This is a genomic window from Sphaerisporangium perillae (genome assembly GCF_023276435.1).
Taxonomy (GTDB): domain Bacteria; phylum Actinomycetota; class Actinomycetes; order Streptosporangiales; family Streptosporangiaceae; genus Sphaerisporangium; species Sphaerisporangium perillae.
The window spans coordinates 69,410-96,124 of sequence record NZ_JALLPO010000007.1; the positions used below are offsets into that span (position 1 = coordinate 69,410).

At 71.0% G+C, this 26,715-nt stretch carries 23 protein-coding genes; 9 read left to right on the forward strand and 14 right to left on the reverse strand.

Going from position 1 to position 26,715, the window contains the following annotated elements:
• Positions 1-32: 32 nt before the first annotated feature.
• The 5 genes from MYF83_RS08655 to MYF83_RS08675 all read right to left on the reverse strand — a co-directional run bounded on the left by MYF83_RS08655 (position 33) and on the right by MYF83_RS08675 (position 8,594).
• On the reverse strand, positions 33-2,825 hold the full coding sequence (locus MYF83_RS08655; protein ID WP_248959700.1) for an FtsX-like permease family protein: 2,793 nt from the start codon (positions 2,823-2,825) through the stop codon (positions 33-35).
• Positions 2,822-6,067: a permease gene (locus MYF83_RS08660; RefSeq protein WP_248959701.1), complete on the reverse strand. Its 3,246-nt coding sequence runs from the start codon at positions 6,065-6,067 to the stop codon at positions 2,822-2,824. The genes MYF83_RS08655 and MYF83_RS08660 overlap by 4 nt, the downstream gene beginning before the upstream one ends.
• Before the next feature lie 16 nt (positions 6,068-6,083).
• Positions 6,084-6,824, reverse strand: a complete 741-nt coding sequence (locus tag MYF83_RS08665; protein ID WP_248959702.1) for an ABC transporter ATP-binding protein — start codon at positions 6,822-6,824, stop codon at positions 6,084-6,086.
• Positions 6,821-7,753, reverse strand: a complete 933-nt coding sequence (locus MYF83_RS08670; protein WP_248959703.1) for an ABC transporter ATP-binding protein — start codon at positions 7,751-7,753, stop codon at positions 6,821-6,823. The genes MYF83_RS08665 and MYF83_RS08670 overlap by 4 nt, the downstream gene beginning before the upstream one ends.
• Before the next feature lie 166 nt (positions 7,754-7,919).
• Positions 7,920-8,594 carry a type 1 periplasmic-binding domain-containing protein gene (locus MYF83_RS08675; protein ID WP_248959704.1) on the reverse strand — a complete coding sequence of 225 codons (675 nt, stop codon included), beginning with the start codon at positions 8,592-8,594 and terminating at the stop codon, positions 7,920-7,922.
• Positions 8,595-8,768: 174 nt separating this feature from the next.
• Between MYF83_RS08675 and MYF83_RS08680 the strand changes: the two genes are divergently transcribed.
• The 3 genes from MYF83_RS08680 (at position 8,769) to MYF83_RS08690 (ending at position 12,829) form a co-directional block, all read left to right on the forward strand.
• Entirely contained in the window at positions 8,769-9,980 is a 1,212-nt protein-coding gene (locus MYF83_RS08680; RefSeq protein WP_248959705.1) for a HupE/UreJ family protein, read from the forward strand.
• A gap of 173 nt (positions 9,981-10,153) precedes the next feature.
• Positions 10,154-11,629: a purple acid phosphatase family protein gene (locus tag MYF83_RS08685; protein WP_248959706.1), complete on the forward strand. Its 1,476-nt coding sequence runs from the start codon at positions 10,154-10,156 to the stop codon at positions 11,627-11,629.
• A gap of 141 nt (positions 11,630-11,770) precedes the next feature.
• On the forward strand, positions 11,771-12,829 hold the full coding sequence (locus MYF83_RS08690) for a WxL protein peptidoglycan domain-containing protein (RefSeq protein WP_248959707.1): 1,059 nt from the start codon (positions 11,771-11,773) through the stop codon (positions 12,827-12,829).
• 38 nt (positions 12,830-12,867) lie between these two features.
• On the opposite strand, the gene MYF83_RS08695 is transcribed toward MYF83_RS08690, so the two are convergent.
• Both MYF83_RS08695 and MYF83_RS08700 read right to left on the reverse strand, forming a co-directional pair.
• Positions 12,868-13,080 (reverse strand): hypothetical protein, encoded by a 213-nt coding sequence (locus tag MYF83_RS08695; protein ID WP_248959708.1) that lies wholly within the window; start codon positions 13,078-13,080, stop codon positions 12,868-12,870.
• Between the two features lie 18 nt (positions 13,081-13,098).
• Positions 13,099-14,472, reverse strand: coding sequence for a sensor histidine kinase (locus tag MYF83_RS08700; RefSeq protein WP_248959709.1), 1,374 nt, complete (start codon positions 14,470-14,472; stop codon positions 13,099-13,101).
• 332 nt (positions 14,473-14,804) lie between these two features.
• Between MYF83_RS08700 and MYF83_RS08705 the strand changes: the two genes are divergently transcribed.
• The gene (locus tag MYF83_RS08705; protein WP_248959710.1) at positions 14,805-16,067 is read left to right on the forward strand and encodes an MFS transporter; all 1,263 of its coding nucleotides are present in this window, start codon (positions 14,805-14,807) and stop codon (positions 16,065-16,067) included.
• 142 nt (positions 16,068-16,209) lie between these two features.
• Here MYF83_RS08705 and MYF83_RS08710 read toward each other — a convergent pair whose 3' ends face one another.
• From MYF83_RS08710 to MYF83_RS08725, 4 genes are all read right to left on the reverse strand, one after another.
• Positions 16,210-16,983 (reverse strand): hypothetical protein, encoded by a 774-nt coding sequence (locus MYF83_RS08710; protein WP_248959711.1) that lies wholly within the window; start codon positions 16,981-16,983, stop codon positions 16,210-16,212.
• A 179-nt stretch (positions 16,984-17,162) separates the two neighbouring features.
• Positions 17,163-17,630, reverse strand: coding sequence for a hypothetical protein (locus tag MYF83_RS08715; RefSeq protein ID WP_248959712.1), 468 nt, complete (start codon positions 17,628-17,630; stop codon positions 17,163-17,165).
• Between the two features lie 78 nt (positions 17,631-17,708).
• Positions 17,709-18,608 carry an aminoglycoside phosphotransferase family protein gene (locus tag MYF83_RS08720; protein ID WP_248959713.1) on the reverse strand — a complete coding sequence of 300 codons (900 nt, stop codon included), beginning with the start codon at positions 18,606-18,608 and terminating at the stop codon, positions 17,709-17,711.
• Positions 18,609-18,877: 269 nt separating this feature from the next.
• Positions 18,878-19,381, reverse strand: coding sequence for a GNAT family N-acetyltransferase (locus tag MYF83_RS08725; protein ID WP_248959714.1), 504 nt, complete (start codon positions 19,379-19,381; stop codon positions 18,878-18,880).
• Positions 19,382-19,915: 534 nt separating this feature from the next.
• Between MYF83_RS08725 and MYF83_RS08730 the strand changes: the two genes are divergently transcribed.
• From MYF83_RS08730 to MYF83_RS08745, 4 genes are all read left to right on the forward strand, one after another.
• Positions 19,916-20,986, forward strand: coding sequence for a DUF6745 domain-containing protein (locus MYF83_RS08730; protein WP_248959715.1), 1,071 nt, complete (start codon positions 19,916-19,918; stop codon positions 20,984-20,986).
• Positions 20,987-20,996: 10 nt separating this feature from the next.
• Positions 20,997-21,425, forward strand: coding sequence for a DUF8820 family protein (locus MYF83_RS08735; RefSeq protein WP_248959716.1), 429 nt, complete (start codon positions 20,997-20,999; stop codon positions 21,423-21,425).
• A gap of 296 nt (positions 21,426-21,721) precedes the next feature.
• A complete protein-coding gene (locus MYF83_RS08740) occupies positions 21,722-21,904 on the forward strand; it encodes a hypothetical protein (RefSeq protein ID WP_248959717.1) in 183 nt (60 codons plus the stop codon).
• 2 nt (positions 21,905-21,906) lie between these two features.
• The gene (locus MYF83_RS08745; RefSeq protein WP_248959718.1) at positions 21,907-22,752 is read left to right on the forward strand and encodes an alpha/beta hydrolase; all 846 of its coding nucleotides are present in this window, start codon (positions 21,907-21,909) and stop codon (positions 22,750-22,752) included.
• A 219-nt stretch (positions 22,753-22,971) separates the two neighbouring features.
• Here the strand turns inward: MYF83_RS08745 and MYF83_RS08750 are convergent, their stop codons facing one another.
• From MYF83_RS08750 to MYF83_RS08760, 3 genes are all read right to left on the reverse strand, one after another.
• On the reverse strand, positions 22,972-24,345 hold the full coding sequence (locus MYF83_RS08750; RefSeq protein ID WP_248959719.1) for a glycoside hydrolase family 6 protein: 1,374 nt from the start codon (positions 24,343-24,345) through the stop codon (positions 22,972-22,974).
• Positions 24,346-24,754: 409 nt separating this feature from the next.
• Complete coding sequence (locus tag MYF83_RS08755) at positions 24,755-25,153, reverse strand: VOC family protein (RefSeq protein WP_248959720.1); 399 nt, start codon at positions 25,151-25,153, stop codon at positions 24,755-24,757.
• Between the two features lie 59 nt (positions 25,154-25,212).
• The gene (locus tag MYF83_RS08760) at positions 25,213-25,965 is read right to left on the reverse strand and encodes an NAD(P)-dependent oxidoreductase (RefSeq protein WP_248959721.1); all 753 of its coding nucleotides are present in this window, start codon (positions 25,963-25,965) and stop codon (positions 25,213-25,215) included.
• Positions 25,966-26,064: 99 nt separating this feature from the next.
• Between MYF83_RS08760 and MYF83_RS08765 the strand changes: the two genes are divergently transcribed.
• Positions 26,065-26,436: a winged helix-turn-helix transcriptional regulator gene (locus MYF83_RS08765; protein ID WP_248959722.1), complete on the forward strand. Its 372-nt coding sequence runs from the start codon at positions 26,065-26,067 to the stop codon at positions 26,434-26,436.
• The last annotated feature ends 279 nt before the right edge of the window (positions 26,437-26,715 follow it).

A 26,715-nucleotide genomic window follows, 5' to 3' on the forward strand; every position in this document is an offset into this window, starting at 1 on the left:
GTCTGCTCGCTTTCCGTGGTCCCGTCGCTCGGCTATCCCTCGCCTGCGCGGAGCACCTCGCTCAGCCGCCGGCGGCGCCGCAGCGCCGACTCGATGGGCACCACCACAGCGACCGCCGCCAGCAACGCGACGGTCACCAGACCGAGCTGCCACCACGGCAGCACCAGGGCCGGGTCGGCAGGCTGCCCGGTGAGCAGCCGCAGCCCGAGCGAGCCGAGCGTCAGGCGCGCGAGCAGCACCCCGAGCAGCGGTCCGCCCACGGCGGCGACCACCACCGGCGGCAGCAACTCCCCCGCGGCGACCCAGCGGGCGTCCCGCGGCCGCAGGCCGAGGGTACGCAGCCGGGTCAGGGTTTGCCACCTCCCCGGAGCGCTCGCCGCCGCGCCGAGAGCGAGCCCGAGCAGTCCCAGGGCCAGCAGGGCCGCGGCTGAGACCCACGCCAACCGCAGCAGCCCTGAGGTCAGCGGCGCCGCGCGGCGTGCACTCAGCACGTCCGCGCGCAGCACGGTGTCCGCGGCGACGGCGCTCGCGGCGACCGCCCGCGCCGCTCCGGGGCCGGTCACCCACACCGTGTTCGGGACGGCGGGCATACCGGCGGCGGCGACGGTCGAGGCGTCCACGAGGACGACGTCACCGGCGTCGCCGACGGCGGGTGCCGTACCGACGGCGGTGAGCCGGATGTTCGGGGCACCGTCCCGGAGCAGTTCCAGCCGCATGCCGGGCCGCAGGCTGCCGTCGCTCGAGCGCACCAGCGCGGGGACGTCGCCGTGACCGGTTGCCGTGAGCCGGGTAAGCGCCGGCGCGTCCGGCAGCGGGGTGGAGGCCAGCAGCCGCTGGAACGCGGGGGCGTCCACGATCACCAGGCGCGGGGCGACGATCAGCGAGTCGGCGACGACGCCTGCCCTGTCGGTCACCTGTGCGGCGACGGCCTGCCGTACTCCCGGCGCGGCGGCGATGCGCCGGGCGAGCGCGGGCGTGGAGGTCGCGGCGGCGGGGGCGACGTCGAGGCGGGCGTCGGCGCCGACGGTGCGCCACGCGCCGTCCGCCAGGCCCTGGCGGGCGGTGGCGTCGAGGGTGAGCGCGAACGACGCCAGCGCGGCGGAGGTAACCAGGACCAGGAGCGGCAGCACGCGCGCGGACGTGGCGGCCGCCCGCGCGGTGCCGAACACCGCCAGCGGGCGGCGTGAGCGCAGGGCCTGCTTCAGCGCGAGGCGCGTCCCGGCGGGCAGCAGCCGCAGCAGGACGAGCGTGCCGGCGAGAACGCCTAGGGTGGGCGCGCTCGCGGGCAGCGCCGCGCCACCGTCCGGCCCGGACCCCGGACCGGCCGCATCGCCGGAGGGGGCGGCCGGAAGGATCCCGCGCTGGTGCAGCGCGGCGAAGGCGGCGACCGCGGCGATCAGGACCGCCGCCTCGAGCGTGGCGCGGCGCAGTTGGCGGGTGCGGCGGACCGAACGGCGTGCGGTCCGGTTGGCGGGGGCACGCCGGTCGCGGGTGGCACGGGCGGCGGCGAGCGTGCCGAACGCCGGGCCGGCGGCGGCAGCGGCAAGGACGACGGGGACCACCCAGCCCCAGGAGGCGCCCGGCGCGACCACGCGGGCCAGCGCGAGCCCGGCCGCGCCGGCCGACAGCGCCACCCCGGCGGACTCGAGCAGCAGCTCGGCGCCCAGGTCTGGCAGGGCCGCCCCCCGTTGCCGGGCGGCGGCCAGCGCCGGGGTGCGGCGGCGGACCAGCAGGTCGGCGGCGAGCAGCAGGACCAGGACCGCGGCGGCCAGGACGCCGGTGAGCAGGACGGACGCTTGCGCGGATGCGGCGCTGACCTGGGTTCGGACGTCCCGCAGCACGGTGTCGAGCTGCGTCTCCCACTTCAAGGAGCTGTCGAGGACGCTGGAGGAGCCGGAGGTCGCCTTGAGGGCGACCACGGTCGTGGTGATCGCCTGGGCGGAATCCCAGGTGAGCACGCCCGGGTCGGGGGTGAACCAGACGGTGCGCTGCAGCTGGTCCTGGTTGAAGGCGAGGCGGGCGTCGGGAAGGGAGTCGGGTGACAGCAGGCCGGCGAGCCGGGTGGCACCGACGCCGTCCGCGCCGGAGACCGGATGCAGCAGCCAGGGGGCGAGCCGCCAGGCGGGATCGGCGCTGTCCGTCGCCCGGAAGATGCCGCTGACCTGGACATGCTTGACGCGATTCTGGTCGTCCTTGAGCGGGATGCGAGCGCCGGGACGCAGTTTGAGAGCGTCGGCGTCCGCTTCCGACAGGCCGACCTGCACCGGCCAGGGCGCCGCCTCGTAGGGGACTTCGACGTGGCTGTCCGCCGCGGGGACGGCGGGCCGGGGCGGGCCGCCCGCGATCCAGGTCACGCGTGGCCCGGCGCCGTGGTCGTTCGCGAGGTAGGTGAGCTGGAAGGTGCGCAGCACGCTGCCGTCAGTGATCTTGAGGGTGTCGCTGGTGACCGTGGCGACGGGCGGATGCAGCGCGGGGCGCAGGCTGGGGCCGAGCGCGTCGGTGGCCCTGTTGCGGAAGTCGTCGACGTCCTCGGCGAGGCGGGGAGCGCGGACGCGACCGCCGTTGGGCCCGTCGTCGCGTTCCCAGCGGGCGTGGACCGCGATGTCGGCGTCGTCGCCGGCGCGGCGGACCGCGTCTTGGACGGCGTCGTCGGCGGTGGCGCGCAGCAGTGGCGGCACGGCGCCGGCGAGCAGGGTGACGACCGCGACGACGGCGGCGGCCATCAGCAGGGAGCCGGCGTCGGCGAGGGCGCGGCCGCGGATGCTGGGCCAGTGCAGGGCAGGCCGCCGGCGACCAGGCGGCCGCAGGGCAGTGCGCTCGCTCACGATGCCACCCGCAGGTGCGCGACGTCGGCGCGGCGGGCCTGGACGGTGACCACGGCGGCCACCGCAAGCGTGCACCCGGCCAGCAGCAGGGCCAGTAAGGCGGCCTCGGGGGCCCACGGCCAGCTGGCCAGGGCGGCCGGGACGGGCGCCGCGCCGATGTCGGAGCGGACGAGCAGGGGCGCGATGATGCCGGTGGCGAACGCGCCGACGGCCGCGCCTGCCGCGTGCAGGGGCAGCAGGACGCCGACGTGCTGGCCGAGTAGCACGGTACGGATCTCGCGCCGGGACATCCCCAGGCCCCGCAGCCGCGCCACCTCAAGGGCGCGGATCTGCAGGTCGCAGGTCACATGCAGAACGACGCCGGCGAGCAGCAGCAGAGCCGAGGCGGGGACGAGCAGCCGGAGCGCGGCCGGCAGTCCGGCGCGCAGGGGGCCGCCGGTGAGGCGGGCGGTCTCGGCGGCGCGGGTGGTGACGGTGCCGAGGTGGAGGGCGGTGACGCGCACGGCGGCGTCGCCCTGGGCCGGGTGGCCGACCCACCAGGCGTCCACAGGGAACTCCAGGTTGCCGCTGACGACGAGGGCGCGGGAGAGGGTGTCCAGGTCGGTCAGGACGGCGGCGGCGCCGGGGGCGGACGGGACGGTGGGCAGCACCTCGGTGACGCTGATCGGGACGGGCGTGGTGCCGACGGTGAGGCTGAGCCGGGAGCCGCGCTGGGCACCGACCTCGTCGGCGAAGCGGGCGGAGACGGCGGCGGGTACCGGTCCGGGGGCGGGGAAGGCGGTGGCGACGAGGTTTCGGGCGGCGTCCGGGGGGCCCTCGAGCTTGACCGTCGTCGTCATCCTCAGCTGGGTGCCGGCGGGGGTGCTGGTGAGGGCGACGGCCGGATCGACGAGTTGCCCGGGGGCGGGTGCGGCGGAGGTGGCGGTCCAGGGCGACCTGGGCGCCGTGCCGGCGGAGGCGGGGGCTCCCGGCACTGTGAGCGTGACGGCGACGCGGCTGTCGCCGGCCAGGGGCTCGTCGAAGGTGTAGGGGGAGCCGATGCTGACGTTCCCCGGTGCGGTCACGCCGGCCGTGACCGGGAGGGACACCGCCACCAGCCGCAGCCCTTCGGCCGTCGCGCATGCCGGCAGCGGGTGCGCCCTGCCGTCGAGCGGGACGGGCGCGCCGGTGCAGGGGGTCCGCAGGCCTGTGGCGTCCTGCAGCAGGAGCCGGGGGGTCACGGTGAGCGGGCTCGCGCCGGTCGCCGTCCCGGTCAGGGTGAGCGCGGCGCCGACCGGGACGGCGACGCCGGTGGCGCGGGTCGGTGGTGCGAGGGCGGCGCCCACGTCCGTCCAGCTGCGGCCACCGTTCAGCCGTCCGCGTAGCAGGTCCTCGGCGCGGGAGGTGTCGACGGCGACCAGCCGCGGCGGGTCGCCGGCGCTGCCGAGCCACTGACCGACCGCGATGCCGCGGTCGGTCACCGGGCTCACCGCACCCCCGGTGGCCGCGCTGACGGCCGCGCCCTGCCCGGTGACCGGCGGAGTGGTGAGGGTGAGGGCGAGGTCCGTGCCCACGGACAGGTCGGCCTGGTCGTGCTGCGAGCGCTGCCAGGTGGCGTCGAAGCCGATCCCGAACGTGCCGGCCGCGCAGGTCAGGCCGATCAGCAAGCCCGCGGCGACCGCCTGCGGCCGGCGGGCGGCTTCGAACGCGGCCAGCGGGAGCACCAGCCCGCGGGCGCGGCGCGCCAGCCGGTCGGCCCCGCGCAGCGCGGGGAGCACCAGGCGCAGCGCCAGCGCGGAGCCCGCGGTGAGTAGTAGCGCGGGAGCGAGCACGAGGACGGCGTCGGCGCGGGAGCTGGAGCCGGTGGGCTGAGAGTGCAGCTGCCACCAGCCGGCGGCGGCGAACGCCACGAGCAGCAGGTCGGCACCGGAGCGGGCCAGCAGCTCGCGCCGGCGGCGACGATCGCTGACCGCGGGGGCGGGCCGCACCGCGAGGACGACGAGCACCGCCGCGAGCGCCAGCGCGCCACCGGCGACGGCGAGCACCTGGACGCCGGTCACGCCCGGTTGGACGGCGAGCCCGGCGCCCGCCATTGGCGGCAGGTGGGTCAGGCCGGCGTGCAGGGCGGACGAGGCGGGGATCGCGAGCGCGGCGGCGAGGACGGCGAGGGTGCCGGCCTCGACGGTCGCGGCGGCGGCGAGCTGGCCGCGGCTGACGCCCAGAGCGGACAGCAGGGCGGTCTCGTCGGCGCGCACGCCGGCGGTGAGCCGGCCGGCGAGGGCGAGGGCGGTCGCGGTCAGGACGCTGCCGAGGACGGCGACGGCGAGCACGGCGGCGGCGGTGACCCGCTGCTGGTCGTTAGCGGCCAGCAGGGTCAGCGGCAGCCGGGAGGCGACGCGTTCGATCCTCACCCGGTCACCAAGGGTGCGCGCCAGTCGGCGGTCGGCGCCGGGCATGGCCTCGGCGACGGTGTCGAGGCCGCGGCGGGTGGGGGCGGATAGGTCAGGATGGGCGATGATCTCCAGCTGGTCGATGGTGGAGCCACCGGTGAGCAGGTCGGCGAGGTCGACGACGAACGGCCCATAGGCGTGGACCGGCCGCACGGAGCGGCCGTCCTGGTAGGCGAGGTCGTAGCCCGCGGCGGTGAGGGGGTCGCGGTCCCAGCCGGTGCCCGGCAGCGGGCGCACGACGCCGACGACGGTCACGTCGACCGCCGGGGCGGGGTCGCTGGACAGCTCCGAGCCGAGGTGGACGCGGCTGCCGAGGGTGAGGCCGAGCACCTGCGCGGTGGGCTGGAGCACGACGGCCTCCAGCGGCGCGGCGTGTTTCGCGGCGTCGGCCGTGGCGCGCGGCCAGCGTCCGATGGTCAACTGGGCGCGGGCCGGCAGATCCTCCACACTCGACAGGTAGGTCTCAGCCGGGACGCCGTCCCCTCCGGCACGCGTCGCCGGCAGCGACCGCATCACCGACGACGCGCGCGCGGCCGTCGTCGCGGCGAACGGAGCGAGCGCCGAGGTGAGCACGCCGCGGGTGTCGTCGGCGACGGATCGCGCGTCCGGGCCGCGGACGGTCATGGTGTAGGCGGTGACGTCGACGTCGTCGGGGGCGGCGCGGGAGACGGCGGCCTCCAGCGCCTGCTCGGCGGTGCGGGTGACGAGAAGGGCGCAGATGCCCAGCAGGGTGGGGCCGACCATGACGACCGTCAGGAGGGCTGCCAGCAGTGGCCACTGCGCGCGGGCGCGGAGGGCGAGCAGCCTCAGCACGGGCCGCTTCGGACGATCACGAGGTTGCCCGCCCGTCGACCTGTCCGTCGACCTGCCCCTCGAACCGCCCGTCGACCTGCCCGTCGACGATCCGGATGGCCCGGTCCGCCAGCGCGATCATCACCGGGTCGTGCGTGGACACCAGCACCGTGACGCCCTCGGACTCCACCACTCCGCGCAGCAGCGCCATCACCGACAGGCCCGTCTCGGCGTCCAACTGCCCGGTCGGCTCGTCGGCGATCAGCAGCCGGGGCGAGGCGGCCAAGGCCCGGGCGATCGCCACCCGCTGCTGCTGGCCGCCGGACAGCTCGCCCGGACGCTGCTGGGCGTGGTCGGCCAAGCCCACCAGCTCCAGCAACAGCTCGACACGGCGCTCGCGTTCCTCCGGCGGGGTGCGAGCCAGCCGTAACGGGGCGCCGACGTTCTCCGCGGCCGACAGCACCGGGATCAGGCCGAACGTCTGGAACACGTAGGCGACCTTCTCGCGCCGCAGGCGGGACAGGCCGTCCTCGTCGAGGGCGGTGACGTCGGTGCCGTCGACGAGGACGGTGCCGGCGTCCGGGCGGTCCAGGCCGCCGATGATGTTGAGCAGGGTGGTCTTGCCGGAGCCGGATCGGCCAACGAGGGCGACCATGGTGCCGGCGGCGACGTCGAACGACACGTCCCGCAAGGCCTGGACGGCGGTCGGCCCGGTGCCGAAGCGCCGGTGGACGCCGCGCACGGTGAGCAGCGGCCTGACGGTCGGACCGGCGCTCATGCGTGCCCGTCGAGGTCGGGGTGGATCGTGACGTGGTCGGCCTCCAGCGCCAGCCGGACCCGCCTGGTCAGCGCCAGCGCCTCGCGGTAGTCGCGCGGCACCTGGACCCGCCCGGCACGGTCCATCACGGCGTACTCCTCGGCGATCACGTGCGTGCCGCCGTCGGCGCCGGTGGCGGTGCGGCGCAGCACCTCGCTGCTGGTGCGCCCGTCGCGGATCGCCACGGTTCGCTCGACCTGGCCGCTGACCTCAGGGTCGTGGGTCACGACGACGACGGTGACACCGAGCTGCCGGCTGACGTTCCGCAACGCCAGGAAGACCTCCGCAGAGGTGGCGGTGTCCAGCTCGCCGGTCGGCTCGTCGGCCAGCAGGACGCGGGGCTTGTTGGCGAGGGCCACCGCGATGGCGACACGCATCTGCTGCCCGCCGGACAGCTGCGCGGGACGCCGGTCGGCGCAGTCGGCGACTCCGAGGGTGTCCAGCAGCTCGGCGGTGCGGGTGCGGCGGGTGCGGGCCGGCATGCGGGCCGCCGTCATCGGCAGGTCGATCATCTGCCGCGCGGTCAGGTAGGGCACGAGGTTGCCGGCCGTCTGTTGCCGGACGAATCCGACGGTGTGCCGCCGGTAATGCACGCGGTCGGCACGAGACATCGCCAGCAGGTTCCACCGGTCGACGCGCGCCCGCCCGGCGGTGGGGGCGTCGATCCCGGCGAGGATGGACAGCAACGTCGACTTGCCCGACCCGGACGCCCCGACGACGGCGATCATCTCGCCGCTGTCCACGACCAGGTCCAGCCCCTGCAGTGCCTGCACCTCGACCGACCCGGACTGATAGATCCGCACCAGGCTCTCGCAGACGATCAGCGCGTCCCGCCCGAACTCCGGCGCCCTCTGAGGCGGCTGCGGCAGGGACAGCGGCGTGATGGACATCCGCCTCCTCAGGTCCGGCGTCGCGCTGACCTCGGGCCAGACTCTATAGCCCCCATGCGCGCCGGCGCCAACGCCCCTTCAACAGGCTCTGAGGCCGCCGGCTTCGATGGAGGTCCGCGTGGAAGGCCGGCTCGGCCGTACATCTGGCGGCCGATGAGGAGCGGAGCTAGTCGAGCCAGATCACGATGCCGGTCAGGCCGTTGAGCACGGCCGCGACACCGGCCCGGACGGCGCGCGCGGCGCGTTCGGGGGTGAAGGTGGCGGGCTCGTACCTCGAGGACATGCCGAGTCCCTCGCCGCGGAACGACGCACCGGTCCAGTCGGCGGCGGTGACGTTCTCCGTGGGCTCGGCCAGCTCGGCGCCGACCACGAGGAACTGCTGGTCGAGGTGGTTGGGGGTGACCAGGGTCAGGGGGTCGACGAGGTCGTTGCCGGCGCTGATGATGAGGTCGGGCGCCAGGTCGATCGCCGTGCTGATGCGCTGAATGAACTGGTCCGGCGCCGTGGCCGTGACGGTCTTGAGGCTGACGTGCTCCTCCTCGGCCCACTCCGTCACGGCGCTCACCAGCGTCCTGGTCTGGGGGTCTTCCCCCGCGGTGAGCAGCACCACGCGGTAGCCCTTCGACGGGCCGACCCCGCCCCAGGAGCGGGGTCGCGGTGTGATCGTCGCCTCCGGGGCGGGCGGTGCGGCGGGGTTGAAGAACCCCGGGCCGAGGGTGCCGACGGCGGTGGGCTTTGCGTGCGGCCCGGACCAGTCGTCGCCGGAGCTGCATCCGCTGACCAGTACGGCGGTCGCGACCGCCGCGGCCAGCGCGCTCGCGGGCAGAAGTCGAGAGCGCATAGGGATCGTCCTCCGGGGGTGGCGTAAAGTGCGACTACTTCATACCCCATTGCGTGCAATCTTCCGATACGGGCGTTATTTCCGTCATACGTGGTTCATGACTGGTTTGCGCATGAGTTGCCGTTCGTTCATCTGAGCCGAGCAGATTGCGTTCGCCAACCGAAGAGGAGTCACATGTCCCACGTCGCTCGGCGTCGTGCCTGTGCCGTCGTCGCCGCCGTAGCCGTGGCCGTCCTGCTCAGTGCCGTGCCCGCTTTTGCCCACGGGTTCAGCTCGACCGTGTACGTCGACCTCACCTCGCCCGAGACCGGGCACGTCCGCTCCGAGCTCGGACTGGAGTACGACCTGCTCGTCGTCTCGGCTGCCGACTATGAGAAGGATGATCCGCTCTTCCAAGCGGGCAACGGGGCGTTCGAGGCCGGCGACGCGGCGAAGCAGGCCGCCGCGCTCGACGCCCACGCCGCCTCGGTCGTCGCGTACGCGACCCAGCGCTTCGGCGTCACGGCCGGGGGCCAGGCGTGCACCCCGGCCCAGGTCGGCCACTTCACGATCGAGCAACGGGACGGTGTCCCGTACGCGCTGCTGGTTCTCGACTACCGGTGCCCGGAGTCCGCTGAAGCGCACGAGGTGCGCAGCGGGCTGTTCCCGGACTCCGAGGGCTATGTGCGCGACAGCAAGACGGTGGTCACCTACGACCTCGATCTGAAGTCCGGAAGCGCCGCCCTCGACGCCAAGCATCCGTCGTTCTCCACGCAACAGACCTGGACCGAGCGGTTCTGGGAGTTCTTCCGGCTCGGAGCCGAGCACCTGCTCACCGGGCTCGACCACATCCTGTTCCTGCTGGCGCTCATCGCGGGCTCACGCCGCCTGCGCGAGATCGTGCTGGCGGCGACGACGTTCACGCTGGCCCACTCGGTGACCTTCATCTTCGCCGCCCTCGGCCTCGTGCAGGCGCCTGCGTCCTTCGTGGAGCCGGTCATCGCGCTCTCGATCGCGGTCGTCGCGGGCTGGCATCTGCGGCGGATCCGGCGACGCCGGTCGCACGCCACGGATCTCGAGACGGTCGGTCACGGTCACCTCAGCCTGGACCGCGCGGGCTGGACGCGGCTGGCGGTGGTCTTCTGCTTCGGCCTCGTGCACGGACTCGGCTTCGCCGCGGCACTGGGCATCGACCAGGCCTTGTCGTGGTCGCTGCTGTGGTCGCTGCTCGTCTTCAACGTGGGCATCGAGGTCGTCCAGCTGGCGATCATCGTGGCCGTCTTCCCGCTGCTCGCCCTGCTGCGCCACCGCAGACCGGTGGCGGGGCTGTGGACGACCGGGGCGGTCGCAGCGGGTGTGTCCGTGATGGGCCTGGTGTGGTTCGTGCAGCGAGCTCTCGGAATCTGAGACCACATCACAACTTCCGGCAAGCGCAATGGTGCGCCTGTCTCACGTTCACTTCCAGGACACCGACCTCCGAAACCGTAACAAAGCTCGTTAATGCCCCTCAAATGGACGGAAACCCAATGAAGTTCGACAACCGGACACAGGGCCCCGGACCTGTCCGACGCCGGATGGCTGTGGGCGCCACCGCGGCGGTCATGGGCCTTACCGCCGTGTTCGGCAGCGGCCTGGCGACGGCGGCTCACGCCGACGCCGGCTCGACGACGGCCACCGGCATCATCCTCGGCGTGGGCGCGACCGAGTCGCAGCGCGTCGTGTCCTGGTACTCCTCGGTCGGCACCGCGCAGGTGGTCCAGATCACGCCGACCTCCAAGCTCGTCAAGGGCCAGTTCGACAAGCACGCCGTCTCCTTCCCGGCCACGGTCGCCGCGAACAGCGTCAACGGCGGTTACAACGCTCACGCCACGATCGACGGCCTGAAGAAGAACACCTCCTACTCCTACCGCGTCGGCACCGAGGGCAACTGGTCCCCGACGTACTCGTTCAAGACCCAGGACTTCAAGGGCAACTTCGACTTCCTGTTCTTCGGCGACCCGCAGATCGGCTCGTCCGGCGACGTGGCGAAGGACGGCGCCGGGTGGGCGGACACCCTGAACGTCTCCCTCGCCGCCAACCCGAAGGCCGAGCTGCTGGTCTCGGGCGGCGACCAGGTCGAGACCGCCAACACCGAGACGCAGTGGAACGCGTTCCTCGCGTCCGACAAGCTGCGCCAGTACCCGTGGGCCGCCACCATCGGTAACCACGACGTCGGCGGCAAGGCGTACGAACAGCACTTCTGGACCCCGAACACCGACCGTTCCGCGCCGTTCTACAACGGCGACGCGACCATCCGGTCGGGCGGTGACTACTGGTACATCTACAAGGGCGTCCTGTTCATCGACCTCAACAGCAACGCCTACGCCACCGGCGCCGACGCCGCGCACATCAGCTACATCACCAACGTCGTCAAGGCGCACGGCAACGACGCCAAGTACACGGTGCTCGTCTACCACCACTCGATCTACTCGCCTGCCGACCACGCGAACGACACCGACAACAAGCAGCGCCGTCAGGACTTCCCGACCGCGTTCTCGAACCTCGGCGTCGACCTGGTCCTGCAGGGTCACGACCACAGCTACTCCCGCAGCTACGTGATCAAGAACGGCCAGAAGGCGAACAAGAGCGAGCAGCCCGGTGCCGCCCAGGTGGCGCAGGGGCCGGGCGGCGTCATCTACGTGACGGCGAACTCCGCGTCGGGTTCGAAGTACTACGACCTCACCGCTCCGGACACGACCCAGGACCCGAACTACGGTCCCGACCCGCTGAACCCCAACAGCCACTGGGCCAACTCGGTCGAGAACCAGGAGCACGTCCGCACCTACGTGAAGGTCCAGGTGCGCGACAACAAGCTCGTCGTCGAGAACATCCGCAGCGGCACCTGCGTCACCCCCAACGCCGCGGTGGAACTCGGCAAGGTCCCGTGGTGCGGCCCGGACAGCGGCGCCAGCGCTGCTAAGCCGGTCGGCTCCACCGTCGACAAGGTGGTCATCCGCCCGTACGGCGGCAAGGGCAACGGCAATGGCCTCGTCGGCAAGGCCGGCTGGCTTCAGTAGACGACCGAGGGCGGTGCCGGGGATCTCAGGCTCACCACGCTGAGCTGATCCGGCCGCTCCAGGTGGTGGGGTGGGCGCCGTCGGCTGCCCACCCCACCGTACGTTTTTCACCTCGCTCCCAGACCGCCTGAGGATCACCAGATGCACCCGCCCAGACCACGTACGACCACACCAGCCCGAGCCTTCGCCCAGGCCACCGTCGTGGTGATGCTCGCCGCGCTCGGCTTCCTCGAAGTGGTGGCCGGACCTGCTGCGGCGGCGGACGGCGACGCCTCCTGGGCGGTCACGACGGCCTCCAACGACTTCGGGTCCGGCCGGCAGAACTACAGCTACACCATCAACCCGGGGGGGCAGCTCAAGGACGGTCTCGTGGTCGTCAACCACGGCACCACGCCGCTGCACCTTGCCGTGTACGCCGCCGATGGGTTCACCGCCAAGGAGGGCCGGCTCGACCTGGTCACCAAGGACGCGAAGTCGACACGGGTGGGTGCGTGGGTCCACACGGACCGGCCCGACGTGACGGTCCGGCCCGGCGAGTCGGTCGAGGTGCCGTTCACGGTCACTCTTCCGGACAACGCCGCGCCCGGCGAATACTTGGGCGGCATCGTCACCTCGCCGACGCAGGCCGGCGAAACGGACGGGACCAATGTGGACCGGCGGCTCGGCGTCCGGATCCGTCTGCGCGTGGGTGGAGTGCTCAAGCCGAGCCTGTCGGTAGAGGACCTGCACGTGCGCTACTCGGGCACGTCCAATCCTTTCGGTAAGGGTGGCGCGACCGTCACGTACACGATCCACAACACGGGCAACGCCATCCTCGCCGCTCGGCAGGCGGTGTCCGTATCCGGCCCCTTCGGGCGCTTGGGCGTCCGCGCGGGGCAGATCGACGACTCGCCCCAACTACTCCCAGGCGACACCTGGAAGGTCTCCGTGCCGGTACACGGAGTGGCTCCCGCGCTGAGATTGACGGGTACGGTCGGCCTCGTCCCGCTGCTCACCGACGCGTCGAACTCGGTCGCCCCGCTCGCCGTCGTCGAGACCACGGCGCACGCCTGGACCATCCCCTGGGCACTGCTGCTTTTCCTCGTCGTCCTTTGCGGGCTCGTCGTCGCGGGTCTGGCTTCCCGGCGCCGCCGCCGTCAGGCCAAGCTCGGCGAGGATGCTCGCGTCCAGGCGATGCAGATCCCGCACGAGGAGAAGTGATCGGATCCCATTCGGCCTGGCGCCGCCTGTTGTCGGGGTCAGCCCGCGATCACGGCCCGGGTCGACCGGCTTCCGCACGGACGACCTCTTCGTTGAGTGCCGACAGTGGAGGAGGAGCGAACCGGTCGGCGTGCTCCGCGCGGCATCCGGCTCCAGCGCTGGCCGCCGGTCAGGTCGGCGAAGGCGTACGCGCCGTCCTCGCCGGTCGTCGTGGCGCCGACCACGTTCCCGGCCGCGTCCAGCAGCGTCACCCGCGCGTCGTTCGCCGCTCAATCCTGGCTCGCAGGTGAAGACTCAGTCGACGCCATGGGGAGCCGGAGTACGAGGCGCGCGCCCTTGGGGGAATCTTCGATGATGAGGGTGCCGCTGCAGGTTTCGGCGATCTGCCGGGCGATCGGCAGGCCCAGGCCGGTACCCCCGGAGTCCCTCGCGCGGCTCTCGTCCAGGCGCACGAACCGCTGGAAGACGCTGTCGCGCTTTTCAGGTGCGATGCCGGCGCCGTCATCGAGCACCTCCAGGACGGCTGTGCCCGCGGGGAAGCGATGGTCGCCGGCCTGCCCGTCCTCCTCGTGGTACACCTTGATGGTGATCCGGCGGTCGGCGTGCCGTTCGGCGTTGTCGACCAGGTTCGCCAGCAATCGGGCCAACCGCAGCCTGTCGCCCATCACCACCACGCCGTCCTCCAGGTCGCACTCGACCTTCTTCGCCGGGGGACGGTTGGCGAGTTCGGTGGCGGCCAGTTCGGCGAGATCCACCCGCCCGTGAGCGCACGGCACCCCGGCGTCCAGCCGCGCGAGCAGCAGGAGGTCGCAGACGATCGCCTGCAGCCGGTCGAGGCTGCCCAGCAGGACGCTGCCAACCTCGCTCACGCTGGTGTCGTCCGGGGCCAGGAGGGCGTCCTCGACCTGGGCGCGCATCGCGGTGATCGGGGTGCGCAGGTCGTGTGAGGCGTCCGAGGTGAACCGCTGCTGGCGCTCGACCGCGGCCTGCAGCCGATCCAGGGTGTGGTTGACGCTTTCGGCGAGGGCGTGGATCTCGTCTTCGCTCCGCGGGATCGGCACCCTGCTGTCCAGGCAGGTGGTGTTGATCTCGTCCAACTTGGTGCGGATGGCGTCCACCGGTTTCATGGATCCCCTGACGACCCGGTAGGTGCCGTAGGTGATGAGGCCGGTGAGGAGGACCCCGATGCCGAGCATCAGCGTTGCCAACATGGGATGGACCAGGGGCGGAACCACCGGGGCGGCACTGTAGACGATGAACGTCTGGCCAGAGCGGGAAACCCGTTGGGCGACCACGATGTCGCATTCGTCACGAGGAAAGACACGGTCGCATACGACCGCGGTGTCGCTGGAGTCGCGGGGAACGAACGTGGCCATGCGCGGCTTACCCTGCATCTCCTTGCTCGCCACGACGACCCTCCCCTGGGAGTCCACCACCTGGAGGTTGCGGATCTGGCTGTGAGCGATGGGGTTGTGGATCCTTCCTTGTTCGACCAGGTAAGCCACACGCTGGCTCGCGGCCGTGACTTCGTTGGTGAGGTACTCGGTGGCGAGCCGATGGATGGTGACCATGAGCAGCGTGGCGCACAGCGCGCACAGCGCAGCGGCCGCCACGCCTGCGAAGATCGTGAAACGCTTTTTCATCGGCCAGTGCTGCCACGGACGCATAGCCAAGCCCCTTGTACCAGTCGACCACATCGCTAGGAGGTGGCCTGCGGGGGGTGAAGCCTGTTCTTCCTGGCATCGCGAACCGGCGTCCGACCGCGCTCGGATTGCGGCCACCGGCTTCAAAGATCCTCGACGATCCGGTAGGGAGACGAGCGGCACCTGCGAGGTTTCATCCCTTTTCGTCCACATGGGGGCAATTGGCGGGTATTGCGACGTTGGAGTTACCCTGCTTGCGACTCGTGATGAACGCCCGAATATGATCGCCCAGGCGTGACGCACCCAAGGAGGTCGAAGCGAGGCTGATGCCGGTGAGTTCTCCTCGGGTGTCCCTCATCAGCGTGGCGCCGGCGGTCTTCCTGCCCGCGCTGGTCTTCGAGACGGGTATGGGTGCGCTCACACCCATGATCGCACTGAGCGGGCGCGCGCTCGGAGCCTCGATCGGGGAGGCGGGGCTGATCCTGGCGTTGCTGGGCGTGGGGCAGATTCTGGGAGACGTACCTGCGGGAGCCCTCGCGGCCCGGCTCGGCGACCGCAAGGCGATGCTCATCGCGGCCGGGGTCGCGATCGTGACGCTCCTGGGATGCGCCATGGCGCGCACGGTCTGGCAACTGGGGCTGGCCGTCGCGGCCACCGGGGCGACGAACGCCGTGTTCGTACTGGCCCGGCAGGCGTATCTCACCGAGATCATCCCCACGGCGCTCCGGGCCCGGGCGATGTCCACGCTTGGCGGCATGAGCCGGGTGGGAGCTTTCATCGGGCCGTTCATCGGAGCCGCGGTCGTGCACGACCATCCGGTGGGCACCATCTTCTGGCTCAGCCTGGGATGCACGATCGCAGCCGGGCTGATCGTCCTTCTCGTTCCTGACGTGTCCGACCCCACCACGGCCCAAGGGCGCCGTTCGTCATCCATCTCCGTCCGTTCGGTGGTGGTGCGGCACCACAAGGTGTTCCTCACCCTCGGTGTGGCCGTGCTCCTTGTCGGCTCGGTGCGCGCCACCCGGCAGACGGTGCTGCCCTTGTGGGCCGAGCATCTCGGCCTGAACCCCTCCATGACGAGCATCGTCTTCGGGATCGCCGGCCTCGTGGACACCATGACCTTCTATCCCTCAGGAAAGGTCATGGACCGGGCGGGCAGGCTGTGGATCGCCGTCCCATCGATGCTCGTACTCGGGATCACGCAGGGCCTGTTGCCGCTCACCAACGGCCTCGTGTCGCTGACCGTCGTGGCGATGCTCATGGGATTCGGCAACGGGATCGGCGCAGGCATCCTGATGACTCTGGGTGCGGACGTCGCGCCGCCGGAGACCCGTGCGAAGTTCCTCGGCCTGTGGCGGCTGTGCGCCGACTCAGGAAGCGCCGGAGGACCGCTCATCGTCTCCGCCGCCGCCGGGCTGGGGAGCCTGGCCTCCGGCATCACCGCGATGGGTGCGGTAGGGGTGATCGCCGCGGGCGCGCTGCTGCGCTGGGTGCCTCGATACTCTCCCTTCGCCACCCGAGGGACAGCGTGGTCCGCCCACACCAGTGACCGGCAGGACGGCCACGCCGTGGACCGGCAGGGCCCGGGTCGCTAGCTCACGCGATCTGAGCCAGTCATATGACCTGCCGTCCGCGAGGACCTGCACCGCCCTCGCCGACTACTACTACCGTGGCGGACGGTGAAGGTGTACGCGACCACCGGCCTGCACCTCTGGCAGGCCGGTCCCGCTGCCTGACCTAATTGTATTTGTACAGCCTGGTGGCGACCCGGTGGTTGTGATCGAACACCGAGGCGCGGTACTTGCTTATGGCGAGATCGCCGTGTTCGGCCTTCCCGCAGGTGTTGAACCCGGCCAGTTGATGGATCTCGAAACGCGCCGTCGGATCGCCCCCCACGAAGTATTCCGCGCGGGCCTGATTCTGGTCGGCACCTGTGTCACACGCGAAGACGAACGTGTTCTTCTCGGCGAAGCACATGCTGGCGGCGCCCTTGGTCGAGGTGCAGATCTCCGACCGTGCCCGCGCGGTGGACGGGGTGACACGTACATCTCGTTTGACGGGGTACTTGGTGTCGCTGAGAGCCGTCTTCCATCGGCTGACCTTGATCCGATGATTTCCTCTGTACAGCGCCGCTCTGAAGGTCACGATCTTGCCGACTTCGCGACTTCCCCGGATCTCGCCTTCGCCCGCCAGATTGTGAATGACATATTTCGTGCCCAGGTAGCCGTTCAGGTAGTACTCGACCGTGGCATGGAGCTTGTCGGGCTCAGTGTCCTCGATCGAGATCCCCGGCCGGTCGCTCTCGTCCGGTCCCACGCACGCCGCCGCGCCCCTGACGCGGATGCACTTGGGCGCCTCTTCACTGGTAGTGGTAGGCGCAGCAGCCGTGGTGAGCAGGCCACTGGCGGCGGCGGGCGCTTCACCGGAAGCCGGGATCGGCGCGGTCGCGGCGAGCGCGGGTGCCGAGGTCAAGGCCGCCGTGGCGGCGGCGATAGCGGTCACCGAGATCATGACCCGTACAGAGATTCTCTGCTCCATGTTCACTTAGATGCCGACCAGCCCCGTTATGTTGGCCTGGGAATCGACCTCTTCCTCGACGAACGCCACGGGCGCGTCTTCAGGGGGACCATGGCCGTACAGGACACCCCTTCACACGGTCACACGCCACCGCGCCGCATCCGCCATCTGCGCTAAGAGTCACGCATACGCGAGTACGTGAGCTCGAAGTCGAGGTTCCAGGTCACGCCATCTTTCGACATCTCCCATCGCCCCTCCACGGTGTCCCCGTCCGGGCTCAGCGTGCCGGTGAAGCGCTGGTCGAATCCGGGAGCATCCCGCCACATCCGCCACTCGCCCTCGGCGAACGTCATCCGGTACACCCGATGTACGCCGCGGGCATCGGCGTACAGCATCGTGAACTCCTCGCTCGCGTCGTCCAGCCCGATCAGCGCGAGGGTCGGGAACGGCGCGTTCTCCCGCCAGGCCTTTGGTGTCGTGGCCGGAATCGAATCGATGTCGGACTCCTGCCGCAGGAACGCGCCGCCGTCCTGCCAGGCGAACTCTGTCCATGCGCTGCCGACGCCGGGAACCTTCGGCTGTACCGCCCAGCGGCCTACGAGGGCGTCGAGTCGCGCTAGCGCCGGGTGTCTGTCGCCCATCGCCATGTCCCTTCTCGTTGACGTTCTCTGAGCTTGACGTTCTCGGAAGCCTGTCACAGGGGGGAGCGTGGGCCCCTATCAGCGGGAGCCGTCGGCGAGGACTTGCGCCAGTGCGTGCGAGGTCTGGCGGATCATTCCGGGATTGGTGTCCCAGTAGTACGCCAGCCCCGTCACGGCCTGACAGAGCGCCCAGCCGCGGCCACGCGACCACGACGCATCGTCGACCGCGAGTTCGACGCGGAACCGCTCGTGACTGTCACCCGCGAAGACGTTCCACGCAGGCTGCAGGTCACACGCGGGGTCGCCCACGTTGAGGCCACCGAAGTCGATGACCGCCGACAGGCGGCCGTCCACGATGAGCAGGTTGCCCGGCAGCAGATCGCCGTGTACCCAGGCCTCCGGCCCGTCCCATGCCGGGGCGCTCAGGGACTCCTGCCACGAGCGGAGCGTGGCATCGCCGTCGATTCGGTCGCCCAGCTGCGCGATCGACCGGCGAACATGCTCGTCGCCATCCGCAAGCGGTCCACCTCGAGCGCCGGGAGGACGCGGATGTGCACCAGCCGTGTCAACCTGGCGCAGCGCGGTCACGAACGCGGCCAGATCGACTGCCGCCTGATCCAGGTCGCCGATCGTGCCGTTGGCGTTCTCCCCGGGCAACCACTCGTACACCGACCAGGCGAACGGATAGCCCTCGGCCGGATGCCCCATCGCCAGTTGCACGGGAATCGCGAGCGGCAGGTGCGGCGCGAGCTTCGGCAGCCACTCCGCCTCCTTCGCCGCTTGCGCGGTGGCCCATCCGATGCGCGGCAGCCGAGCAGCCAGGCGGTCACCGAGCCGATAGATGTCGTGATCCGTCCCGTACGACGCGACCGGTTCGACCGGCAGACCGGCCCAGTGCGGGAACTGCCCCGCGAGCAGGCGACGCACAAGCCCGACATCGGTCTCGATCTCATCGGCATGCATTTTCGTTGCGCCCATGTGGCGGCATCATCGCGGACCCCGTCACCCGCGGCAACCGAGTTTCGACGCCGGACCGGATGCCGGTGATGATCGAGTCCTTCGCCGACGCTCGCTTGGTGTGACGGCGACACTGATCGCCGACGCCACCGCCTCGAAGGTCATGCGTGCCCTAGAGTCGGGCGGCTCGCTTCGACCTGGTGGTCCGGGGCAATCATCTCCTCGTACGTCTTGGGGCGGCCTTGCGCGAAGTCCACGAAGGTCGGCCGGGTACGGCGGCGCCTGCCGGGTCATTCGCGGAGCCAGAGGCGTTCGCCGTCGTGGAAGTCGCCGGTCGGTTCCAGGCCGGCGTGTCGCGCCACCGCCATGGACGCGTGGTGGTCGGGGTGGACGTGGGCCGTGATCCGCGAGACGCCACGGGCGCCGAGCCAGCCGGCCAGCGCGGTCGCGGCCTCGGAGGCGTACCCCTGCCCCTGCCAGGCCAGGCCCACCACCCAGGCGATCTCGGCGTGCCGTCCGCCGTCGGTGACCGTCGCCTGCACGGTGCCGACCGCCTGCCCGTCCGGCCCGCGGCGGACGATCCAGTTGTACCAGTCCTGCGAGCCGTCGGCCGATCGACTGGCGACGAGCCTGGTGTACCTCGCGCGCAGGGACTCGCGGGTCGGCGGTGAGCCGCCGATGAAGGTGTACAGCTCCTCGCCGCCCAGCACCTCCGCCATTTCGTCGGCGTCCTCCACCGCCAGCGGGACCAGTTCCACCCGTTCGGCGAGGATGCGATGGTCCGTGCCCGTCATGCGTCCCCATTCGTTCGATGCGCTCTTCGAGAGCGAGGCTCGAGCATCGCCTGGTCGTCAGCGTGCCGGGATGTCGTCGGCGGAGAACGACCGCAGCCGCGACGATCTCATGCCGCGATGCTACGAGTCCGGCCGCGACGAGGTCCCGGACGATCGAATGACCGATGGATCTCCGTCCGACAAGGCGTCATCTCCGCGGGCGGATGAGAGGGTGCCACGTCGCTCGTGATCCCCTGATGCCTGGGGGTGCTCGTGGTCGCGCCGCGGTTTCGACTGGCTGGCCGATACCTCCGGACTCCGCCCATAGGCTTGCCTTGGTCTGAGGCGGGGGGATTGGGTTGTCGCAGGTTCCGGTGCCTCGCCTGGCGCGGGGGATCACCATTGTGGTGCTCGCCGGGTTCACGGCCGTCTGACCCCTCGGTCAGGCGGGCGGCCGCGCGCAGGGGACGGTGGACAGACGCCGCGTCGATCTGTCACCATTCCAGACATGATCGTGAGAAAGGACGACGCCACCTTCATCTGGTGAGCGTTCTCGTGCAGCGGGAAGCTGCCGAAATCCGCGAAGAATGGCTGGGCCGGGCGTTGTCGACGCTGCCCGCCGACCGTCCGGCCGCAGAGGCCGCCATCTCCGAGCTGTACCGCCTGGTCGGTCTCGCTCCACCACGTTTCCACTGGGTTCCCTCACCGGTCGCGGCCCTGGCGACCGTCCCGCCGGGTGTGCGGCTACGGCCTCGCGAGGCCGTCGAGCGCATGTCCGAATGGCCGCTGCCGCCTCGCTTCACCTTGCTGGCGCAGCAGATGCGCCTCGAACTCGACGCCCAGGTCAGATGGGTCCATCGGCCGTTGGACCAGCTGATCCACCAGAAGGTTCGCGGCTCGCTCTCGCGATCCAGGAACAGTTCGCTTCTCATGCCGCTCGAGGCGGCGCACGACTCGCCGTTCCACCCGAGGAACGCCTGGTACGAGGTGCAGTGCGTCTCCTGGATCGCCCACTACGACGCCCTCCGCCGGGCGGCCGGCGTGGTCTTCACTCCCGAGCAGACCCGGCGCTTCGATCTCTGGGCGGCCGTGGCCAGGTCGTGCGGCTGGTGGTGGCCACGTGAAGGCGTGTGCGTCATCTCCGAGCGGCCCGTCGCCGTCCACACGGAGGTGTGGGGCGATGACGGCGAAGTGCGGGCGCACTGTGCGAACGGCCCGGCGGTGCGTTACGCGGACGGTTGGGACGTGCACGCCTGGCACGGGACGCGGGTGCCCTCCTGGGTGGTCACCGATCCGAGCGTCCACCGGATCGAGCGCGAGGCCAATGTCGAGGTCAGGCGGTGCGCGATCGAGCACATCGGCTGGTCGGCCTACATCGCCGAGGCCGGGCTGCGGCTGGTCGCCTCCGCGCCGGACCCCGGCAACCCCGGCTCGGAACTGCGGCTCTACGACATGCGGAGGGAGACCAGGGTGCTCCTCGCGGTCAACGGGTCCGTCGAACGGGACGGGCGTCGCCGCCGGTACGGGCTGACCGTGCCGGGCGTCTTCGAAGATCCGATCGCCGCCGCCGGCTGGACCTACGGGCTGTCCGCCGAGCAGTACTCCCTTCTCGTCCGACGAACCTGAGGTGACTTCCATGACCGTGACTCTCGCTTCGCTCTCCCAGCAGACCGGACTCGCCGTGCTCGACCACTCGGTGAGCATCCCCGTCGTCGACGGGCTCCAAGCCCAGGGCGACCTCATCGTCATCCCGCTCCCCGTCGTCGCCTCGTACGTGCGGCCTTGGCCCGCTGCCCACTGGACGGACGTGCCGCCCGAGGGAGTCGAGCTGCTGCGTGGCGTGGCCGGCGGCAACCCGCACACGCTCGTCGCGGGCCTGGACACCTGCCGGTGGACGACCAACGTGTCGGACTCCGACCGGCTGGCGATCGGCATCTTCGAGACCTCGGCCGTCGCCTACCTGCTGCATCCCGAGCATGGGGCGACGGGCTGTACGCCGGGCACCTACGTCGTCCGGCGGCAGCGCGAGCAGGGAGGGGTCAGGTCGCGCCTCGTCGCGGACTGACCTCGGGCGTGTTCGTCCGGGCGCTCATCGGCACAGTTGGGAGGTTGTTTGTAACGTTTGGGGCGCTCGGTCCACTTCCTCATGTCAGAGCGAACACCTGGGACGAAGGGGGCGGGCGGTGACGGGCGAGCAGCTCGGCCGGCCGCTCACGTTCTCGCTCCCGGCCCTGCAAAATCATGGTCGCGCACCTTGCCTGTGCCGATGGTCACGGAAAGACTAAGGCGTTTCCAGGATTCCACCAGGGCGGGCCTCGACCATAGTTCTCATCACGTCCACAGGTCAGGAGCGTGATGTCCATGTCCGAAGCCATACTCGAGCCGGCGGCGCGGGCGTTCGCGGAGGCGACCGCGAACCCGCCGTACCTGTCTGCGCGCGTCGGTCGAGGAACCGGCGGGCCTGCCCCCGGCACTGGTGATCACGGCCGAGCGGCGCAGGACGCCATCGAGCAGGCCATCGCCTTCCTGTCCACCAAGGAGTGACCATGACCAACGCCCACGACATCGCCCAGATCGAGCAGGCCAACGCGTCCGGCCGCATTCCGGTCGTCTTCGTCCACGGACTGTGGCTGCTGCCCAGCAGCTGGGACCGGTGGGCGCAGGTGTTCGCCGAGGCGGGCTTCGCTCCCGTGACCCCCGGCTGGCCGGACGACCCCGAGACCGTGGCCGAGGCCAAGGCCCATCCAGAGGTCTTCGCGGACAAGACCGTCGGGCAGGTGGCCGACCACTTCGCCGAGTTGATCAACAAACTCGAGCGCAAGCCCACCGTGATCGGCCACTCCTTCGGCGGCCTGCTGGCGCAGATCCTGGCCGGCCGGGGCCTGTCCTGCGCCTCGGTGGCCATCGACCCCGCTCCCTTCCAGGGCGTGCTGCCGCTGCCGGTGTCCGCGCTGCGGGCCGCGGCGCCGGTGCTGACCAACCCGGCCAACATCCACCGGGCCATCCCGCTCACCTACGACCAGTTCCGCTTCGCCTTCGCCAACGCGGTCGGCGAGGAGGAGGCCAAGGAGCTGTACGAGACGTTCTCGGTGCCCGCCCCGGGTGCGCCCCTGTTCCAGGCGGCCTTCGGCAACTTCAACCCCTGGAGCGAGACCAAGGTCGACAGCACGAACCCCGAGCGCGGCCCCCTGCTGATCATCTCCGGGGAGAAGGACAACACCGTGCCCTGGGCGATCGCCAACGCCTCCTACAAGAAGCAGAAGCGCAACGCGAACGCCGTCACCGAGATCGTCGAACTGCCCGGCCGCGGCCACTCCCTCACCATCGACAGCGGCTGGCGCGAGGTCGCCGACACCGCCCTCGCCTTCGTCCGGCGCTTCGTCTCCCCCTGAGGACACCGGGGAGCCCGGCGCGCGCTTGGCGTCCGTTCTGAGCGAACGCGTCGAGATCCTCGGCGACGCGCAGTTGCTCGGCTTCTGGCTGAAGCGTGCGCGGGCCTCTGCGGGTTGAGGTGCGTGCAGAGGCCCGGGTGACACGGTCGAGCAGGTTCTGCTCAGGGACGGCAGGGCCGGTTCCCGATCAGGGACGGCCGGGAGGGTGCCGGTACTGGATCAGGAAGAGGTGCAGGTGATGGGGGACGGCGTGCTGGTGTCGGCGTTTCCGTTGGCGAGGAACCCGAACGTGACCGTCGCGTTGGCCGCGACGTTGCCGTTCCAGCTCAGGTTGGTCACCGTGATGTTCCCGCCGCTGCTTGAGACGTTGCCGTTCCACGCCTGAGTGATCGACTGACCGCTCGGGAACGACCACTGGACCTTCCAGCCGCTGATGGCCGCCGTCCCGGCGTTCTTCACCGTGACCTCGCCCTGGAAGCCGCCCTGCCACTTGCTGGTCACCTTGTAGGCCGCGGTGCATCCCGCGCCGTTCGGCGGAGGAGCGGGCGTGGGGGTCGGGGTGGGCGTGGGAGTGGGGGTGGGGGTCGGTGTCGGAGTGGGGGTCGGCGTCGGGGTCGGGTTGCCGGTGGGCGGCGGTGCGGCGATGGCCAGGTCGTAGGCCCGCTGGGGCACGAACTGTCCGGCGGTGGCGATGCAGCCGTCCGACTCGCCCGGAGGCTTGACCCAGAGGAACGCGTCGATTGACGAGTCACCGGTGTTGGTCGTGCTCCAGGTGCCCGTGGCGCGGCCCGCCGGGTCGCACCACTCGCTCCCGGCGGGGCCGTTGCCGTTGCGGCTGGTGTCGATGACGGCGCGCAGCTTGGACACGCCGGTCGCGGAGATGATGCTCTTCGAGTACGAGACCAGGCCTGAAGTGGACCGGTAGTTCGAGGTGTTGACCGCGATGCCGTCGGCGCTGTTGGCGACGTCCGCGCCGTTCAGCCGGGACGCGGCCTCCGAGGCCGGGAGCCAGGCGTCATGGCCGATGTCGAAATAGACCTTGACCTGGGAGGACGTGGCCTTGAACTTCTTGCCGGCGTACGCCATGGAGGCCTTCACCTCCGCCTGCTGGGAGGAGTTCATGCAGTTCGTCATGATCGCCAACGCGTCCGGCTCGAGGATGATCGTCGCCGGGCGGCCGCCGAGGCCGGCCGCGATCTGGTCGATCCAGCTGCGGTAGGAGGCGTGGTCAGGCGCGCCGCCCGCGCTCGCGCCGCCGCAGTCGCGGTTCGGCATCTCGTACACGACCATGATCGGGATCTTGCCTGCCGCGGCGGCGGCGCCGACGTACGTGTCGACCTGGCCGCGCACGGTCGTGGGGTTGTAGCTCGCGAACCACCGGCCCTGGGGGACGGCGGCGATCCGGTCCCTGATCACCGCGGTACGGCTGTCGTTGGGGTTCGCGGCGACCCATTTGGCCGCGTTGGTCTGCGGATCCACATAGAAGGCGGAGTCGGCGGCCTGGGCGGCGGATGAGGGGAAGATGGCCGCCCCCGCCGCGACCATGGCGGCCGCGGCGAGGGTGGCCGCCCATGTGGGCCTTCTACGAGCCATTGCATACTCCAGTCCAGAGGGTGGGAGCGCTCCCACCGGTCCTCGGATCGTAGGTAATCGCCGCCGGTCCCCAGAAGAGCAAGGCCGGTGACGTCTGGTCCGCAACCTCATAGCCGCAGGCAAGGCGTGCCGCCGCCTCATTGAGTGGCTGAAACTTTCAGCACAAGGCGAGCGCGCCCGTTGTGATCGGGGTCCGGTCATCGGGGAGAGAAGCGGGGTCTTGCCTGGTGAGGCCGGGCCGGTCGTGGCACCTCACTCACCTACCGCGATGGCGGTGGGCCGCGCGGGCGTACCGCTCGGCGTACGGCGCCGCAGCGGAACAGGACGGCGGCGCGGTGGAGCAGCGGAGCAGGACGGCGGCGCGGTGGAGCAGGACGGCACTCGACTCCCGGATTTCCGGTGGGGTGCCTTATCCGTCGGTGTACAGGCAGAACGGGTGCCCGGCCGGGTCGAGCAGCACCCTGACGTTGTCCTGGGGCTGATGGTCCGCCTCCCGGGCGCCCAGCTCCAGCGCGTGCGCGACCGCGGCGGGAAGGTCCACCACCTCGAAATCGAGGTGCATCGTCATCCGCTGCGCCCCCTCCTCGGCGGGCCAGACCGGTGGCACGTACCCGGCCGAGGTCTGGAAGGCGATGTACGCGACGCCCTCCGGCGGGCCGATGGCGGCATCCTCCGGGCTCTGCTTGGCTATCTCCCAGCCCAGAAGCCTCGAGTAGAAGAGCGCGAGTTCACGCGCGTCGGGCGCTTCCAGCACGACCCCCCACCAGTCGTGCCTCGCCTCGCGAAGCGTGGATCCATCGTGAGTCACCCGTCCGCGCATCATCACAGACTGCCAGGGGGGGACGGAGGGAGGCCAGGGTTCCTCCATCAGCTCTCCTCGACGCCCAGGTGCGTCCGGTGGTGCTCATGGGTGCCGATCTCGTCGAGCATGGCGATCGCGAAGTCGGCGTAGGAGATACGGGACGCCGCCTCGGCGGGGGCCGTGCGGTATCCGCCGGTACGCGCTCCGCCGTGGTCGAAGTCACCGGAAGGGCTCATGACGAGCCAGTCGAGGGTGGTGGCCGCGCCGCGCAGCACGTCCGTCCCGGCCGCGTGTCCCAGGTAGAACGACCGGTACTCCTGCGGGTAGCCGGGTGTGTCCATGAGCAACGCGCCAGATGCCGTCTCCAGTACCGATGCCAGGCCGACCACGATCAGCCGCTCCACGCCGGCCCGTGGGAGGCCGTCCAGCAACGCGCGTGCGGCCTCGGTGAAGAAGACGTCCGGCTGTACGACAGGGTCGTAGACGGCGCTGATCGCGGCGTCATGCCCCTTGGCGAGCCGGGCGACGCTCGTGCCGTCGGTGACATCACCGGCGACGACCACCACACGGCCCCCGGTCACCTCGCCGCCCCCGGTCACCACGCCGACCGGTGACACCACGCTGTCCGTCGCGGCCGCGCCGCCTGCCGTCGTGCCGCCTGCCGTCACGTCGTCCGCCGCCGCGCCGTCCCATGCGACGTCGCCGTACTTCGCCGGGTCGCGGACGACAGCGGTGACCTGGTGGCCGCGCCGCAAGGCCTCCTGGACGGCCGCCCGCCCGGCCCTGCCGCCCGCGCCGAACACGATGATCTCGCTCATTGAGTACCTCTCCTCCGGGGCCGATCGCGGTCATCGATCGCCGCCTCGAACGGTACTCAGGCACCTGGTTACCAGCCGGATACCGGTTAGCGTGGAGCCGTGACAGAACCGCTTGATCCGGACATGTTCGACCCGCTCTGCCCGTCCGATCTCTCGCCGATCCGCATCGGTGACAAATGGGCTGGAATGATCATCCGCTGTCTCGAACACGGCCCGCGGCGCTTCTCTGAGCTCCGGGTCCCCCTGCGCGGCATCACCGCGAAGGTGCTCACGCAGTCGCTCCGGACCCTCGAGCGCAACGGCCTGGTCGCCCGGACGGCCTACGCCGGGCCCACCCAGCGGGTCGAATACGAGCTGACCCCGCTCGGCCGTAGCCTGCTCGAACCGCTCGACGCCGCATGCGCCTGGGCGTCTGAACACTGGGACGAGCTGATCGACGCGCGCGAGGCACCCTCATCCTTCGCCCAGTGACCACACCTGGCGGGGAACGGGGTTCCCGGGTGGAGGCACGTGGTCATCGTGTTAGCCGGTTATGGCCGATGTTGCGGGTTCGTAGAGCTTGTCTACTTGGGCTTGGATTTCGGGGGAGGACGGTTCGGTGGCGCAGTGGCCGCCCAGTTCTACTTCGGTGTCATCGACGGGTCTGGTCAGGATGATGGAGCCGTGCCGCCCGTGGACGACCTCCATCGGGAAGCCGTCGTGTCCGACCCGGTGGGTCCTGTGCAGGGCGCAACAGGGGTGTAGCGGGCG